The sequence below is a fragment of the Vicinamibacterales bacterium genome, assembly GCA_036496585.1.
In the GTDB taxonomy this organism is placed as follows: domain Bacteria; phylum Acidobacteriota; class Vicinamibacteria; order Vicinamibacterales; family 2-12-FULL-66-21; genus JAICSD01.
The window spans coordinates 107004-122884 of record DASXLB010000060.1 but is presented as its reverse complement, the minus strand read 5'-3'; the positions used below and the strand labels follow the sequence as shown (position 1 = coordinate 122884).

General features: G+C 68.8%; 12 protein-coding genes. 6 read left to right on the top strand and 6 right to left on the bottom strand.

Features of this window, described 5'->3' with window-relative positions; genetic code table 11:
- Positions 1–4 precede the first annotated feature (4 nt).
- The 3 genes from VGI12_17990 to VGI12_17980 are packed head-to-tail and all read left to right on the top strand — an operon-like array spanning position 5 to position 4595.
- Positions 5–2038, top strand: a complete 2034-nt coding sequence (locus tag VGI12_17990; GenBank protein HEY2434569.1) for an adenylate/guanylate cyclase domain-containing protein — start codon at positions 5–7, stop codon at positions 2036–2038.
- On the top strand, positions 2035–3153 hold the full coding sequence (locus VGI12_17985; protein HEY2434568.1) for a M48 family metalloprotease: 1119 nt from the start codon (positions 2035–2037) through the stop codon (positions 3151–3153). The genes VGI12_17990 and VGI12_17985 overlap by 4 nt, the downstream gene beginning before the upstream one ends.
- Before the next feature lie 41 nt (positions 3154–3194).
- Positions 3195–4595: a mechanosensitive ion channel family protein gene (locus VGI12_17980; protein HEY2434567.1), complete on the top strand. Its 1401-nt coding sequence runs from the start codon at positions 3195–3197 to the stop codon at positions 4593–4595.
- On the opposite strand, the gene VGI12_17975 is transcribed toward VGI12_17980, so the two are convergent.
- The 6 genes from VGI12_17975 to VGI12_17950 form a co-directional block, all read right to left on the bottom strand.
- The gene (locus tag VGI12_17975) at positions 4596–5090 is read right to left on the bottom strand and encodes a hypothetical protein (GenBank protein ID HEY2434566.1); all 495 of its coding nucleotides are present in this window, start codon (positions 5088–5090) and stop codon (positions 4596–4598) included. It abuts the gene before it with no gap.
- Positions 5091–6272 carry a hypothetical protein gene (locus VGI12_17970; GenBank protein HEY2434565.1) on the bottom strand — a complete coding sequence of 394 codons (1182 nt, stop codon included), beginning with the start codon at positions 6270–6272 and terminating at the stop codon, positions 5091–5093.
- Between the two features lie 77 nt (positions 6273–6349).
- Positions 6350–7327, bottom strand: a complete 978-nt coding sequence (locus tag VGI12_17965) for an ornithine cyclodeaminase family protein (protein ID HEY2434564.1) — start codon at positions 7325–7327, stop codon at positions 6350–6352.
- A 46-nt stretch (positions 7328–7373) separates the two neighbouring features.
- A complete protein-coding gene (gene ggt / locus VGI12_17960) occupies positions 7374–9065 on the bottom strand; it encodes a gamma-glutamyltransferase (GenBank protein HEY2434563.1) in 1692 nt (563 codons plus the stop codon).
- A 34-nt stretch (positions 9066–9099) separates the two neighbouring features.
- The gene (locus VGI12_17955) at positions 9100–9801 is read right to left on the bottom strand and encodes a glycosyltransferase family 2 protein (GenBank protein HEY2434562.1); all 702 of its coding nucleotides are present in this window, start codon (positions 9799–9801) and stop codon (positions 9100–9102) included.
- Positions 9798–11306, bottom strand: a complete 1509-nt coding sequence (locus tag VGI12_17950) for a radical SAM protein (protein HEY2434561.1) — start codon at positions 11304–11306, stop codon at positions 9798–9800. Before VGI12_17950 ends, VGI12_17955 begins: the two co-directional genes overlap by 4 nt.
- Before the next feature lie 85 nt (positions 11307–11391).
- On the opposite strand from VGI12_17950, the gene VGI12_17945 reads away from it, so the two are divergent.
- The 3 genes from VGI12_17945 to VGI12_17935 are packed head-to-tail and all read left to right on the top strand — an operon-like array spanning position 11392 to position 15799.
- The gene (locus tag VGI12_17945; protein HEY2434560.1) at positions 11392–12135 is read left to right on the top strand and encodes a class I SAM-dependent methyltransferase; all 744 of its coding nucleotides are present in this window, start codon (positions 11392–11394) and stop codon (positions 12133–12135) included.
- Positions 12114–13691 carry a hypothetical protein gene (locus VGI12_17940; GenBank protein ID HEY2434559.1) on the top strand — a complete coding sequence of 526 codons (1578 nt, stop codon included), beginning with the start codon at positions 12114–12116 and terminating at the stop codon, positions 13689–13691. The genes VGI12_17945 and VGI12_17940 overlap by 22 nt, the downstream gene beginning before the upstream one ends.
- Entirely contained in the window at positions 13679–15799 is a 2121-nt protein-coding gene (locus VGI12_17935; GenBank protein ID HEY2434558.1) for a hypothetical protein, read from the top strand. Before VGI12_17940 ends, VGI12_17935 begins: the two co-directional genes overlap by 13 nt.
- Positions 15800–15881 lie beyond the last annotated feature (82 nt).

Genomic DNA, 15881 nt, shown 5'->3' with positions numbered 1-15881 from the left:
GAACATGATTCGCAAGACAGCCATCGGCCTCGGCATCGGCGCGCTCGCCGCCGCGGCGGTGCTCGTGGTCGCTGCGACCGGCGACCTGCTCGACCGCTATGAGCTCACGACCTACGACTGGCGCATGCGCCTCGCCGCCGCGCCGCAGTCGGTCAACCGCGACATCGTCTTCATCGAGATCAACGATCTCAGCATTCGCAAGCTCCAGGAGAACTTCCGGATGCGCTGGCCGTGGCCGCGCGTCGCGACCGGCCTGGCGATCGAGTTCCTGCATCGCGCGCCGGCGAAGGTGGTCGCGATCGACGTCGCGTTTCCCGAGCACGACTACGTCGAGCAATACAGCTTCGACGATCCGTCCGACAAGTGGAGCGGCTCGAACAGCGACGCGAACCTGTCGCAGAACGTCCGCGCCTCCGGCAATGTCGTGCTGCTGGCCGATGCCGTCTACGAGGGGCAGGTCGGGTCGGCGAAGGATCGCGAGGCGGCGGCGTGGCAGGGGTCGCCCTTCCAGGTCGGCGCGATCGCCGAGCCGCGGCCCATCGTGCTGCCGCCGTACCAGTCGTTGACCGACGCCGCGGCGGCGCTCGGCCACAACTTCCTGGTGAAGGATCCCGATGGCGCCGCCCGTCGGCTGTCGCCGTTCATCATCTCTGACGGGAAGACGCTGCCGTCGCTCGGTGTCGCGGCGGCGCTGCTGGCCGCCGGGGTGCGCCCGCAGGACGTGTCGGCCGAGGCGGGGACGTTGCGGATCGGCGACCGGCGCATTCCGCTCGTCCGCCATGCCGTCGGCGGGCGCGACCAGTGGTCGATGCTCGTCAACTATCGGGCGCCGGCGCTGGTTCGGGACAACGCCGGCGAGCTCGTCCGGCCGTATCCGTCCTACCAGTTCTGGGACGTGTTCCGCTCGGAGCAGCAGCTGCTCAACGGCCAGCCTCCCGCCATCGATCCGGCCGTGTTCCGGAACAAGATCGTGTTCATCGGCCTGAGCGCGTCGGGGCTGCTCGACGTGTTCGACACGCCGATGAGCACCGACCAATCGGGCTCGATGCCGGGAATCCAGCTGCACGCGAGCATGACCGACAGCATTCTCGCGGGCCGGTTCATCGCGCCGGCGTCGGCCGCGGCGCGGGTCGGGTCGCTTGTCGTCACCGCCGCTGCGATCGGACTGCTGGCTGCATTCCTGCCATTTACCGCCGCGACGACCGCGTCGGTGGTGCTGCTCGCCGCCTGGACGGGGGTCTCGATAGCGGCGTTCAGGAACGGCCTCTGGCTGAATCTGGTGCAGCCGGTTGCCGGTGGCGGGCTGGCCCTGTTCTGCGGCACGGCCTATCAGTACTTCGTGGAAGGGCGCGAGAAGCGAAAGGTCGCCACGCTGTTCGGCCGCTACGTTTCGCGCGACGTCTACGCGCAGCTGATGGCCAATCCCGCACTGGCCGCGCTGGGGGGCGGGCGGCGGGAGATGACGGTGCTCTTCTCCGACATCCGCGGGTTCACGTCGATCACCGAGCGCGGCGAGCCCGACGCGCTGGTCGCTCAGCTGAACGAGTATTTCTCGCGGATGGTGGCGATCGTGTTCAGCCACCATGGCACCGTCGACAAGTTCGTCGGCGACATGGTGATGGCGCTCTTCGCCGCGCCGCTCGACGATCCCGCGCACGCCGAGCACGCGGTGGCGGCGGCGGTCGACATGGTGCACGCGCTTGCCGAGCTGAACCGCGACTGGGCCGGGCGGGGCCTGCCGCAACTCGACATCGGCATCGGGGTCAACTCCGGCGACATGATCGCCGGCAACATCGGATCGTCGGCGATCATGAGCTACACGGTGATCGGCGACAACGTCAACCTCGGGTCGCGGCTCGAGTCCCTCAACAAGGACTACCGGACCCGGATTATCATCAGCGACGCTACCAGGGACCGCCTGACGACCGCCTACGATCTGCGTCCGCTCGGCGACGTCGTAGTCAAGGGCAAGAGCACGGCGGTCTCGATTTTCGAAGTCAAGGTACCGACTCCGCTGATTGAGGTGCAGACAACATGAAGGCAGCAGCATTCGTCCTCTCCGCGATCTTCGTCGCGGGCGCCGCAGCGCCGGCGCGCGCGCAGTTCGGCGGTGCGCTCGGCAAGATCAAGAAGGGCGCCGATACGGCCGCCTCCGCCAAGAAGCAGTACGACGACTGGAACGTCACCGACGCGGAGGAGCGCCAGCTCGGCGAACAGGTCAGCACGAAACTGCGCCTCCGCTTCGGCGTCACGCAGGATCCGAGCCTCACGAAGTACGTGACCCTGGTCGGCACGGTCGTCGCGCAGGGCAGTTCGCGTCCGGGGCTCGACTGGCGATTCATCGTGCTCGACACCGACGGCGTCAACGCCTACGCGGCGCCGGGAGGGTTCATCCACATCACCCGCGGCCTGCTCGGCCTGATGAAGAACGAGGCAGAGCTCGCCGGCGTCCTCGGCCACGAGATCACCCACGTCACCAAGAAGCACACCGTCGAGGCGATCAAGCGCGGCAAGGAGATCGATATGGGGGCCAACGCCGCCGGCAAGGGCGGGATGACCAAGGACATGATCGCCAAGCTTGCCGATAAGTCGTTCCAGAAGCTGTTCGACGGGGCGTACAGCCGCGCCGACGAGAGCGAGGCCGACGCGATCGGCATCCAGATCGCCAGCAAGGCCGGCTACGCCGCGAACGGTCTGGCGACGGCCCTTCAGAAGGTCGCCGATCGCAACGCGAATCAGAGTGAACCGAACGGCTTCTTCGTGTCGCACCCGGTCATCAAGGATCGCATCGCCGCCATCAACAAGGAGATCGGCGCCGACAAGCTCGCCGGCAAGGCGCTGGTGGCGGCGCGCTACAAGCAGGACGTGACCTTCGACGCCAAGCCGCTCAGCGAGATCCCGACGGTCGACGCGGGCGCGTCCGGGCTGGCGAGCGGCGAGAAGAAGAAGACCGACGCGCGCGACGACTCGAAGAAGAAGGGCGGCACCACAGAGAGCGGCGGCAAGCAGCAGGCGTCGGCGCAGCAGACCGCGTCGGCCGGCGCGCGCGGCGGCGTGCCGGATCGCGACGCCAAAGGCGGCAGCAACCCGGCGCCCGTCCTGGTCAAGCTGACACCGGCCGAGATCACCGCCTTCAAGAAGGACATCGTCTGAGCCACGCCGAACACGTCATCCTGGGCATCACGGCCGTCGCCGTGCTGCTCGGGACGATGAGCCTGACCGTCAACCGGCTGGTGCGGCGCAAGCTGCGCTTGTCGGTGGCGCTGCTCGTCGCCTTCGTCGCGTCCGATCTCGTGCTGATGCTCTGGGACACCCGCCTGCATCTCTCGGGCGAGACCATCTCCGAGTTAGGCGCCTTTTCGCGGCTCGCGGTGGCGGCCGCGATCATCAACGCCGTCGTGGTGCTGGTGATCAACCCGCTGCGCGAAGACCGCGTCCCCGACCGGTTCCCGACCATCCTGCAGGACGCGGTGGTGCTGGCCCTGGTGCTGCTCGCTTCCACCTTCCTGAGCCAGCAGCTGCTGACCACGTCCGCCGTCAGCGCGGTGGTGTTGGGGTTTGCGCTGCAGGATACGCTCGGGAACGCCTTCGCCGGGCTCGCCATCCAGAGCGAGCGCCCGTTCCACGTCGGCCACTGGGTCAAGATCGCCGACTTCGAAGGGCGGGTCGTCGAGGTCACGTGGCGGGCAACGAAGCTGCGCACCAAGGCGGGCAACCTGGTGGTCGTGCCGAACAACGTCGTCTCGAAGGAGGCGATCACCAACTATTCGCAGCCGGCGGCGCCGATGCGCCTCTCCGTCGACGTCGGCGCGTCGTATCTGACCGCGCCCAACCAGGTGAAGGCGGCGATCCTCGAGGCGGTACGGCACTGCACCCACGTGCTGCAGGCGCCGGCTCCAGACGTGGTGCTGCAGGCGTTCGACGCCTCGGCGATTGCCTACAAGGCGCGCTTCTGGATCAGCGACTTCGGCGAGGACGAACTGGCGCGCGACGAGGTCCGGACGGCGATCTACTACTCGTTCCAGCGCCACGGCATCGAGATTCCGTGGCCGATCCAGATCGAATACAGCCGCGACTGGAAGGACCCCGACCCGCGGGCCAAGGCCGATGCGATCGAGCGCGTGCTGACGCGCATCGACCTGTTCGCCGGGATGCCGCCGGAGTTCAGGCGCGAGCTCGCGCTGGCCGCCGGCAGCGCGGTCTACGGCGCCGGGGAGACGGTGGTGCGACAGGGGGACCCCGGCCAGTCGATGTTCGTGGTGGCGCAGGGGACGGTGGCGGTCCTCATCGAAGAGACGCGCACGGAGGTCGCCCGCATCGAGGCCGGCGGCTATTTCGGCGAGATGTCGCTGCTCACCGGCGACCCGCGGACCGCGACCGTGCTGGCCGTCGGCGACGTCGAGGTGATCGAGATCGGCGCCGATCTGTTCCGCCGCTTCGCCGCCGTCCATCCCGAAGCGCTCGAGCGGATCGGCGCGGCCGCACTGGCCCGGCGGGCCGGCCTCGAAGCGGCGCGCAGCGCCGTCAACGGCGCCGCGGCCACCGAAACCGCGACGTTCATGTCGCGGATGAAGAAGTTCCTGCGCGTCGGCTGACTACTGCGTCCACACCAGCACGCGTCGCCCGCGCGCGTCCTTGTGGTCGACGATCAGCGTCGGTCCGAAGCGTTCGAGATCTTCGACGGTCAGCCGCAGCTTCGCGAGGTCGACATCCTCGCCGCCCATCGAAAAGCGGGTGCCGCCCGACTTGAGCCGCAGCAGCCAGAACGGCAGCTCCATCGTGATCACTTTCTCGTTCTCGGCGTCGAAGGCCATCACGTGCAGCGTCTCGGGGCGGCCGGCGCCGGCCGGGCGATCGGTGTTCGCTCGGATGAACTCGCCATGATCGTCGAGCTCGATGAGCGGGGCCTGCCCGGCGAACCGCGTCCGGACGGTGTCGAAATCGGTCGCCGCGGCGGTGGTTGTCGTCGGCCGCACGTCGACGTGCGAGCGCACGAACCACAATCCGGCCGCCGCCAAGGCGACGATGCCGAGGATGCCGATCGCGATGACGCCGATGATCGCCCAGACCCAGGTCTTGACTCTCGCCATCTATCGAATCTTTCTCGCCTCGTCGACGCAGATCGGATCGTTGCCGGCTTCGCAGTCGGCCATCGCGCTCGCCGCTTCCCGCTTCGCCGTATCGGCGTTTCCCTGATCGACCGCGATGCGCGCGGTTTCGAGGTGCGCGCGCCCTTTCACCCACGTCAGCGAGTCGGGCCCCAGCGCCACCGCCAGGTCTTCGCGCGCCTCGGCGAAGCGCTTCAGGCGCACCCGGGCGGCGCCGCGCTTGTAGCGCCAGAGCGCTTCCTCTCCCGGCATGCGCGGCCGCGGATCCCGGGCCAGTGTCTGGAGACCCTCGGTCAGCACCGTGTCGGCCTCCCGCGCCCGGCCGGCGCGCAACGCCGTGGCGCCATTCTCGAGGACGATCAGCCGGTTGCGAGGAAACTGACGGTGCAGCTCTCCCAGTACCCGTTGGGCATCCTGATAGCGATGCTCCCTGTTATAGAGCAGAACGAGCGCGAACTCCGCGTCGGCGCGATTCTCCGCGTTCGAGGCGGCGGTTTCCTCGATCATCTTCAGGCCGCGTTCCTTGCCGCTGCCGAACCCGGCCATGTAGGCCATCATCCGCATCGGCAGCGACAACGTCGAGACGATGTAGCGATAGGTGCCGACGACGAGCTGCGGCTCCTTGCTCGACGGGTCGAGCGCCATGGCCTGCTCGCACTCGTCGTAGCTGCGCCGCGCCCCTTTGAACCCGGCCATCATATGGCCCTCGACCGAGGCCATGTACGAGGCCTGCAGGCCCAGCGAGGAGCCCAGATTGAGATGGGCGAGTGCGTCCGTCGGGCGGGCGGCGACGTCGTGCTCCGCGAGTTCGACGGCCTTCGCCGTTTCGCTCCGGAACTCGGCGTCGAGCTCGGGCGGCGGCTTCTTCAGCGTGACGGTCGACTTGGAGAAACCGCCCAGATAGTGATCGACCGTGACCGCGCCGCGCAGGAACAGGACCTTCAACCACAGCGTGGCGGCAAGCGCGCGGTGGTTGTCCGGGTTCGACGGCTCCTGGGCCACCGCCTGCCGAAGCAGCCGGGCGGCCTCGTCGTAGTCGAGGTTGTAGGCGAGATCCGTGGCGCGATCGCGCAGCTCACGGGTGCTCTGGGCCGATAGCGGCGCGGCGATCAGCAGGCAGATCGCCGCGACGGCGATCGCCAGCCTCGTGGGTCCGGTCCGCACCATTACCTATGATAGCTGCGTAACGGATGACCGATGGCCAGGCGTACGGCACAGTCGGCCGGCAGCGAACCGCGAACCTACACGATCACCCCGCGCCCCAGCCCGGCCGCCACCGATCGCTCGAAGGCCAGCCTCGCCGCGGCGACGTCTTCCACAGCCATACCCAGCGATTTGAAGATGGTGATCTCGTCAGTGGTGCGCCGCCCCGGATGACGTCCGCCGATGACCTCGCCGAGCTCGGCCGCGATGTGCGAGGCCTCGATGGCGCCTTCCTTCATCGGGATCACCAGGTCGCCGGCTTCGGCCAGTGCGCCTTCGCGCGAATCGACGAACACGCATCCCGCCCGGACGAGCGCCGTATCCATCTCGCGTTGATTGGGACGGCAGGCCCCGACGGCGCAGACGTGCGTGCCCTCGCGCACCACGTCGCGCGTCAGCACGGGCTCGGTCGACGCGGTCACCAGCGCGATGACGTCGGCGCCGGCGGCCGCATCGCGAGCCGTCGCCACGGCTTCGACTCGTACGCCTGTCGACACCGCCAGGTCGCGCGCCAGCGCCGCGGCGCGATCGCCATGCCGCCCCCAGACGCGAATCGAGGCGAAGGGGCGGACCCGCAGCAGCGCTGCCGCATGACTGCGGGCCTGCACGCCCGTCCCGAAGATCGCAAGCGCGCGCGCATCTTCGCGCGCCAGTCGTCTGACCGATGCCGCCGACACGGCGGCCGTCCGCGCCTCGGTGATGTAGCGGCCGTCCATGACCGCCTGCAGTTCGCCGGTCTCCGGATCGTGCAGGACGATCGTCGCCAGGTGCGAGGTCAGTCCGCGGGCCGGATTGCCGTGATAGACCGACACGAGCTTGGTGCCGAGCGCCGGCGGGTCCTCGAGGTAGGCCGGCATCACGCCGTAGAAGCCGTGGCCGCCCGTGTCCACGACGCTGCGGAGCGGCTGCCGCACCGCGCCCGCTGAGAAGCGCTCGAGCGCCGTCTCCATCGCGGCAATCAGGTCGTCCATCGGCAGGACGGCACGCACGTCCGCTTCTGTCAGGAGCACCGGCATACGCCGCGCACGTTAGCACACGCCACGTTCGCCAGCGCCGCCGCGGCTACCAGCCGGCCGCCATCCCGTCTTTTCTCGGATCCGATCCCGCCTGCAGCACGTGCGTCTTGGGGTCGATGAGAATCCCCTGGAACCCACCCCAGACGCCGACGCTCTGGATCAACGTGTAGCCGCGCGCGGTGAGGCCGGTCCGCGCCTCCTCGGAGAACGCCGATTCCAGCGCCAGTCCCGCGCCGCTGTCTCGGAACCGCGGCGCCTCTCCGGCCTCCTGGATGTTCATCCCGAAGTCGATCAGGTTGACGAGCACCTGCGCGTGCCCCTGCGCCTGCATGTCGCCGCCCATCACCCCGAACGACACCCAGGGCACGCCGTCCTTCATCACCATGGCCGGAATCAGCGTGTGGAACGGCCGCTTGCCCGGCGCGATCTGGTTCGGGTGGCCGGGGGTCAGCGTGAAGAGGTTGCCGCGGTCGTGGAGCATGATCCCGGTGTCGCCCGCGACAATGCCCGAGCCGAAGGTCTCGTAGAGCGACTGGATGAGCGACACGACGTTGCCGTCGGCGTCGGCCGCCGTCAGATACACGGTGTCGCCCCGGCCGATCGGCTCGTCGAGTCCCTGCGGGGTGGTGCGGCCGTCGAGCGACAGCGGCCGGTGGTCCGACGCCCTGGCGGGATCGATCTCGCGACGTCGGCTCGCCGCGTAGTCCTTCGACAGCATCTGCGCGACAGCGGACGTCGGCGTCGAAGACGCATCGCCGATCCACGCGCCGCGATCCGCGAAGGCAATCCGCTTGGCCTCGACCAGCGTGTGGAGATAGCGCGCGGTGCCCCAGCCCATCGCCGCGAGGTCGTAGCCCTCGAGGATGTTGAGCATCTCGAGCGCGGCGACCCCCTGCGTGTTCGGCGGCAGCTCCAGCACCTGGTAGCCGCGGTAAGTGGTCGAGATCGGATCCACCCAGTCGCCGTGGTGGCCGGCCAGATCCTTCGCCGTGACGAGACCGTGGCGCTTCTCCATCTCGCCGGCGATGGCGGCGCCGATCGCGCCGGTGTAGAACGCGTCACGGCCCTCCCTGGCGATCAGCTCGAGCGACGCCGCGAGGTTCGGGTTGCGGAAAACATCGCCGGGCCTGGGAGCCCGGCCGTCGATCAGGAAGGTCTTCGCCGCATTCGCGTCGCTCGCCAGCATCGGCTCGACGTCCTTCCACTGGCCGGCGATGATCTCGCTGACCGCATAGCCGTCGCGGGCGTATCGGATCGCCGGCTGCAGCGCGGCGCCAAGCGAATGGGTTCCGTATTTCGTCAGCAGCTCGTTCCAGCCGTCGACCACGCCGGGCACCGTGACGCTCAGCTCTCCGCGCAACGGGATGCGCCGGGCGCCGCGCCGCGCGAACTCGTCCGGGGTGGCGAGCGAACCGGCGCGGCCGCTCGCATTGAGCGCGTGCACTTTGTGGTCTTTCGCGGAATAGACCATCGCGAACAGATCGCCGCCGGGTCCGTTCATGGTCGGCTCGACGACCGAGAGGACCATGGCGGCGGTCACCGCGGCGTCGACGGCGTTGCCCCCGCTCTGCAGGACGCGCAGGCCGGCTGCCGTGGCGAGCGGCTGGCTCGTCGCGATGACGCCGTTTCGCGCCAGGACGACCGAGCGCGTGCCGCGGAGGTTGCCGGCTGGACGATCACCGGCCGGCTGCTGCGACCAGAGGGCGGCGGCGATCATGATGGCGGCGGCGATTCGCATCGGCGCATGCTATGCGATCCCGCCGGCGGCCGCGTCAGCTCACCGAACGGAAGCGGGTCCGGATGATCGTCCAGAGGACGATCGCGGCGTGATGCGCCCGGATCTTCTTGCCCTGGTCGTAGGTGCGGCCGTGGTAGGCGATCGGCACCTCGTAGTGCGTCTTGCTGCGGCGGATCACCAGGCACAGGATTTCCGCCTGCTGTTCCCAGCCCGTCGTCCGCAGCTCGTCGGCGTCGATCAAGCGACGGCGGAAGAGCACGTAGCAGGTGTAGAGATCGGTAAACGTCTTGTTGAACATGACGTTGAACATGTTCGTGATCGCCTTGTTCCCGATCTTGTGCCACAGATAGTGGACGCGGGTGTAGAGCGGCGCGAGGAAACGGCTGCCGACGACGATGTCGGCGTCGAACTGCCGGACGGGGAGGAGCAGCTTCTCGTATTCCGACGGGTCGTATTCCAGGTCGGCGTCCTGGAACAGCACGTAGTCGCCGGTGGCGGCGCGCAGCGCCGACTTGACCGCGGCTCCCTTGCCGCTGTTGACCTCGTGATTGATCAGCGTGTCGTAGAGATCGGGGCGGGCCTCGAGCTGCCGGCGCGTGCCGTCCTTCGATCCGTCGTTGACAACGATGACCTCGAAGGCGACGTCGTCGACGTGCTGTGCGCGCACGCGTTCGAGGACGTTGACGATCGTCGCTTCCTCGTTGTAGGCCGGGACCAGAATCGAGACGCGAATCATCGCGCCGCGTCGATCTCCGAGCGATCGCTGCGCCGGAAGATGAAGCCGGGCAGCAGGCCGGCCGCCCCCTGTCCCGTCGAGTGCTCGTAGCGGAGCGCCGGACGTGCCTGCGGATAGGGAAGACCGAGGCTGGCGCGAACCGAACTCTCGACCCAGTTGCGCCGGGCCACCAGCTCTTCGGACGACAGGTAGTCCGTGTAGACGAACGCCTGATAGCCGCCGTTCGGATCGCCCTTGTAGTAGTCGGCGACCACGAGGAAATCGATGTCGAGGGCGTGCAGGCGGTCGCCGGTGCGGCGATACGTGTACGTCCACACGCCGCTGCGGCTTTCGTGCGGCAGCGCCTCGTCGTAGTAGGGGGTGCCGGGATAGGCGGTGATGACCGTGCAGTCGAAATCGTCGGGGGCGACGCGCAGCAGCCATTCCTGGGTTTCGCGCGTCGTCTGCTCCGATTCCGCCGGATGGCCGACCGACATCAGCGCCTTGACCTTGAGGCCGGCCGTCTTCGCGGTCTCGATGGCGCGGGTGTTGTCGTCGAGCGTCGCCTTCTTGTTGATGTTCTCGAGGATGCGCGGGCTGCCCGATTCGAATCCCGACAGCAGCCAGCGGAACCCGGCGCGGTACATCGCCGCGGCCTGCTCGCGGGTGAACAGCTCGGCCTTGACGAAGCCGCGGAATCGGAACTCCGCGCCGACCTCCTCCTGGAGCTGCGCCAGCGCGTTCATCAGCCCCACCATGTTCTTGTTCACGTTCAGTTCGTCGTCGTAGAACATGAAGCCGGTGTAGCCGTGCGACTGGTGCAGCATCCGCACTTCCGCGACGATCGATTCGGTCGATCGCGTCCGGATCAGCCGCAGCGACTTCGAGTTGCGGCCGCCGCAGAAGCCGCATTCGAACGGACACCCGAGCTGTGCGATCAGGCTCGTGCTGCGGTGGCCTTCGATGTCGTAGCGATAGGTCGTCATGTCGACCAGGTGGCGCGCCGGCAGTGACGTGGATTCGTAGGCGGCGTTGGTCAGGAACAGCCCGCCGCGCGGGTCGTCGCCGTCGACCAGCCGCGGCGCATCGGCCCGTAAGGCCTCGAAGACGGCCAGCTCGCCGTCTCCGCTGACCAGCACGTCGGCAAGGCGCTCGAGGCGTCCCATCGCCTCGCGGGCCCGCCCGGCGCGTCCGGCGCGATCTTCCAGCTTCACCGCCGACGCGGTCAGGGTCACGTGCGGACCGCCGAGCACGATCCGGATGTCAGGCCGGACGCTGCGGATTCGCCCGACGATGTGGACGACGGTCGGAAGCTGCGGCGTGGTGGTCGTCACGCCCGCGACAGTGGCTCGGCTTCGCGATAGGTGCTCTTCCAGCGCGTCGAGATAGTTCTCGGTCCCGGACAGATCGAGATGCTCGACGGCGATCCCTTCGCGCTCGAGGGCGGCGGCAACTTTGAGGATGCCGAGGTTGATGAAGACGCGCTCGTCCAGCAGGAAGATGGACGGCGGGGTGATCAGCAACACGGTGTGTGGATACGCAGCACTGGCCATCGGATTTACTGTAGGTCCTTATCGGCCGGAAGGCTACCGTCCGATACCCATCACGGTTATGCAACTCCCGTTCGAGCTCGACGCGCTGGCGGAAGCCCGCAACTATCAGCGGTGGGTGTTCGACGCGGTGCGGCCGTTCCTGGGGCGCCGCATTCTGGAGGTGGGTTCTGGCATCGGCAACATGTCACAGTGGCTGCCCGCCGACGACCTGCTGGTGCTCACCGAGACCGAGCCCATGCTGCTCGACCTGTTGCGCGAGCGCGTGCCCCAGTACTTCGGTCCGCTCGCCGGCCACGTGCGCATCGAGCCGCTGTCGCTCGGCGCGGCCGGTCCGTCGGCGATCGCGGTGCTCAACGCGCTCGATCTCGATACCGTGATCTCCTTCAACGTGCTCGAGCACATCGAAGACGACCGCGACGCGCTCGGTCGCTTGATCGGCCTGCTCAGGGGCGGCAGCGCACGCGAGCGCCGACTCGTTTCGTTCGTGCCGGCCCAGTCCTGGGCGCTCAGCGACCTCGACCGCTATTACGGCCACTTCCGCCGGTATTCAAAACAGCGCATTCACGACCTGAGCCGTGAGCTGGCGCCAGACGCCGAGCTGTCGGTGACACCGTTCAATGCCCTTGGCCTCCTCGGGTGGGTGTGGAGCACGATGATTCGCAAGCAGACGACCATCGACAGACGAGCGGTGAGCGCCTACGACGCGCTCTGCCGCTACACGCGACACGTCGACGATTTCGCGTGCCGCCGCCTGCGCTACCCGCTGGGACAGTCGTTCGTGTGGGTCTTGACGCTGCGGTGACGCCGCGACCCTTCGCGCGCGTCGTGCCGTGGCTCGCGCCCCTGGGGGCAGCCGCCGGCGCCGCCGTCCTGCTGGGCGTCTGGGCGCCGGGCTACCTGTTCGGACAGGGGTTTCCGCTCGATGACTCGTGGATTCACGCCGTGTACGCGCGCGAGCTGGCCCGGAGCGGCATGCTCGCTTACAACCCGGGCGTCCCCGCGACTGGCGAAACCGCGCCGCTGTGGCCGGTGGTGCTCGCCCCGCTCCATCTCCTGCTGCCGGGCCTGGGGGCGATTGTCGCGGCGACCAAGCTCACCGGACTGGCGCTCCACGCGGCGGCCTGCGCGCTGCTCGGACGAGCGCTGGCGCGGGAAGCGCCGGATCGGTGGGGCGCCGGCGCCGCTGCCGCGACGCTGGTCGCGCTGCATCCGCACCTGGTGGCGGCGAGCGTGTCCGGCATGGAGGTACCGCTCGCCGAACTCGTCATCGCCATCCTCTTCAGCGCTTCCGCGACGCGGCGTCTCCCCTGGCTGGCCGCCGCCGGCGCCGCCGCGATCGGCGCGCGTCCCGAAGTGGCGCTGATCGCCGTGCTGCTTCCAGCGCTGTTGTGGATCCGCGCGGCCGCGCGATCGGCCGTCGCGCTGTCTTTCGCATCGCTCGCCGGCGCCCTGGCGGCGCTCGCCGCGCTCGGCATGCGCAACTATGCCGTGTCGGGGATGGCGCTGCCGGCGACCTTCCACGCCAAGGCGAACCGCGGCGCGATCTTCGATCCGCAGCTGCAGCACATGGGATTCGTCGATCTGCTCGGACAGATTCCGCTGCTCGATCATGTCGCGGTGCTCGTCGTGCTCATCGCGATCGCGCTGATCGTGCACCGGAAGGCGGCGACCGGCCTCGAGCGGGCAGGCCCGGCGCTCTTTCTGAGCGGCATGGTGTTCTGTGCCGTCTCGTTCGCCCTGATTCCGCCGGTCGATCCGCCGGCCTTCTACCATCAGCGCTATGTCCTGCCCGGGGTGATGCTCGCTATCGCCGCGCTGCCGGTGCTCGCCGACAACGTGTTGACGCGCTTCGTCACGCAGGCGCCGCGCGCGGTCGCGCCGGTACTCGCCCTGGCGCTGGCCGCCGCCGCACTGGCGGCGTTTCCGGCGCGCGCCCGCCATCTCGCAAACGATGCCCGGAACATCGACGACGTCCAGGTGGCGTTCGGCCGTGAACTGTCGTCGCGCCCGCCGACGGCCACCGTGTGGGCCATCGACGCCGGCGCGATCCGCTTCTTTGGAAGCCCGTTCGTCGTCGACATGATTGGCCTGAACACGCCGGAGCTGCTCGGTCCGGATGCGCAGAACTACCTGAACGCGCATGAGCCCGCGTATCTGGACTACTTTCCCGGCTGGTCGCGAATCGAGGTGAACGCGCCGGTGCAACTGCCGGCGCGCGCCTTCGTCGCGAAGACGCCCTACACCGTGACCAGCGCGGCGTCGATGCGGACGCACGTGCTGGTCACCTGCACGCCGCCGCAGCTGGCCGGGCGGTTCGTCGTCCGCGGCCGTCCCTGGGAGTTCCGATGCTCTTCGTGAACGCGGCCGCGGGCGTCGTGCTCACGGCCGCGGTGTTGTGGTGCGCCTACGCCGTGGCCTGCCGTGTGTTTGCGGACGCCCCGGCCTCGACAAGGCTGACCGCCGCGGCCGTGCTGATGTTCTGGCTGCTGACGGCCGCGTTCCTGCTGCTGTCGGCCGTCCGGCTTTTCATGGCTCCCGTGTCGATCGCCGGGTGGGTGTGCGGCGCGGCGCTGGCGCACCGGTGGGCGCGCCGCACGGACGACCCGCGGGCGCGGCTTGCCGCCGATCGTGTGGCGATTGGAGAGTGGTGGCGCCTGATTGGCGCGCCGCTGCGCATCCTGATCGGAATTGGCGCCGCCGTCGTGACGGCGCGGCTCGTCCACGGACTGCTCGCCCCCTGTCTGACCTGGGACGCCCTGACCTATCACCTCTACCGGCCGGCGGTATGGGTGCAGTCGAACGGCTTCGTTTCAACCTCGGGTCCCGACGCATCCAGCTATTACACGTGGTTCCCTGTCTACGGCGACGCCGTCTGGGGATGGTGGCTGCAGGCGATGCACGGCGACGTCGCGATCTCGCCGGTGGCGGTCGGCATGTGGCTCATGGTGCCGATGGCGACGTATGCGTGCGTCCGGACGATGGGAGCGGACCCGGTACGCGCGACGGCTGCCGCCGCGGCGCTCGCCTTCATGCCCGCCGTGATCGTGCTCTCGGCGGTGGTCTACAACGACAACCTGACGCTGGCGCTCTATCTGGCGGCGACGCTGTTCCTGATGCGTTTCCTGACGACGCGCGGCCGCGCCGACGGGCTGTGCGCCGTGGCCGCGATGGCCGTGCTCGTCGGCGTCAAGGGCGGTCTCGTGCTTCCCGCCTACGCGCTCGCGGTTGCGGTCGTCGTCGTGCTGGCGCCGTCGGTGTCGACACGCCTCGCCGCGCTGGCCATCGCGGTCCCCGGTGTCATTCCCGCGCTCTCCTCCTGGATCGTCATGGGCTCGCCGGTGTATCCGCTGACCGTGCGCCTCGGCGGCCACCTGCTCTTTCCCGGCAACGTCCTGCTCGAGCAGCTGCTCTACGCCGGGTGGATGACGAACGACTGGGCGGCGGACGCGGCCGCCCGGGTGTTCGCCCGCATGTTCTACCCGTGGGTGCGGATGAACGCCGATTTCCTCAACCTCGGGCTGGGCCCGCTGATCGTCCTGCCGGTGGCGATTCCCGGAGTGATCGTCGCGTGCCGCAGCAAGGCGAATCGCGCCGGCGTCGCGTTCCTGCTCCTCGGCGCGCTGCTGACGATTGCATCGATAGCGGGTGGCCCGAACCGCGGACTGATTCTCTGGTGGTGGGGCCTGATGGGGCGTCTCGTCGACATCGCGGCGGCGGCGGTGGTCGTGTACGCCGCCGCGTTTCCATCGCGCGTGAGCACCTGGCTGCTCGCGGTGGCGGCGGCGGCGGGCGCGCTGGTGTCGTGGCCGCGCGGCCTCTCGGAGGTCGATCTCGTCGCGGCGCGCTACGTGCTGCCGGGGCTCGCGGCGGTGGCGGTTGGCGTGTGGCTGGCCGGCCGCGTGTTGCCCCGCCTGCGCCTGCCGCTCTACGCCGGCGGGTTGATCGTTGCGTTGACGCTATTCATCGACGCGCGCGACGCGTTCCGCTACCCGTTCTATCACGCCGCCGCCGCGTGGCAGGCCTACGACGTGCATCCGATCGACAACCGCTGGACCGCAAGCTGGCCGATCTGGCAGCGTCTCGATCAGGATCGTCCGCTCACGGTCGCGGTTACCGCGGGATGGGATGGGATCGGCCACAACTGGTACCGATACCCGCTGCTCGGACGTCGCCTGCAGAACCGCCTGATCTACCTTCCCATTACCGCTGACGGACGCATCATCGACTACGGCGGTCCTCCGCCCGACGTAGCGCTCTCCTGCGACGCCTGGCTGGCACGGGTCCTCGACTCACCGGCGGACTATCTGGTCGTGCTGCCGCCGATGCCGCCGGAGTCGGAATGGCCGACGCACCTGCCGACCGTGTTCACGAGCGAGGCACGGATCCCCCTGTTCGACGCCCGGCTCTACAGTATCCATCGCGGCGCGCGACGGCCCACCTGCGCGCCGACGCCCGCCGGCAGCTAAACCGAAAACCGGGATCTCTCGTCTAACGTTCTGAAAGGCGGCTTAACAGCAATGCGGTACTTCGATTGGGATATCTCGAGCC

Coding starts and splice junctions, on each gene's coding strand:
- VGI12_17990 (HEY2434569.1), top strand. CDS start 5: ATGATTCGCAAGACAGCCATCGGCCTCGGCATCGGCGCGCTCGCCGCC.
- VGI12_17985 (HEY2434568.1), top strand. CDS start 2,035: ATGAAGGCAGCAGCATTCGTCCTCTCCGCGATCTTCGTCGCGGGCGCC.
- VGI12_17975 (HEY2434566.1), bottom strand. CDS start 5,090: ATGGCGAGAGTCAAGACCTGGGTCTGGGCGATCATCGGCGTCATCGCG.
- VGI12_17965 (HEY2434564.1), bottom strand. CDS start 7,327: ATGCCGGTGCTCCTGACAGAAGCGGACGTGCGTGCCGTCCTGCCGATG.
- ggt (HEY2434563.1), bottom strand. CDS start 9,065: ATGCGAATCGCCGCCGCCATCATGATCGCCGCCGCCCTCTGGTCGCAG.
- VGI12_17955 (HEY2434562.1), bottom strand. CDS start 9,801: ATGATTCGCGTCTCGATTCTGGTCCCGGCCTACAACGAGGAAGCGACG.
- VGI12_17945 (HEY2434560.1), top strand. CDS start 11,392: ATGCAACTCCCGTTCGAGCTCGACGCGCTGGCGGAAGCCCGCAACTAT.
- VGI12_17935 (HEY2434558.1), top strand. CDS start 13,679: ATGCTCTTCGTGAACGCGGCCGCGGGCGTCGTGCTCACGGCCGCGGTG.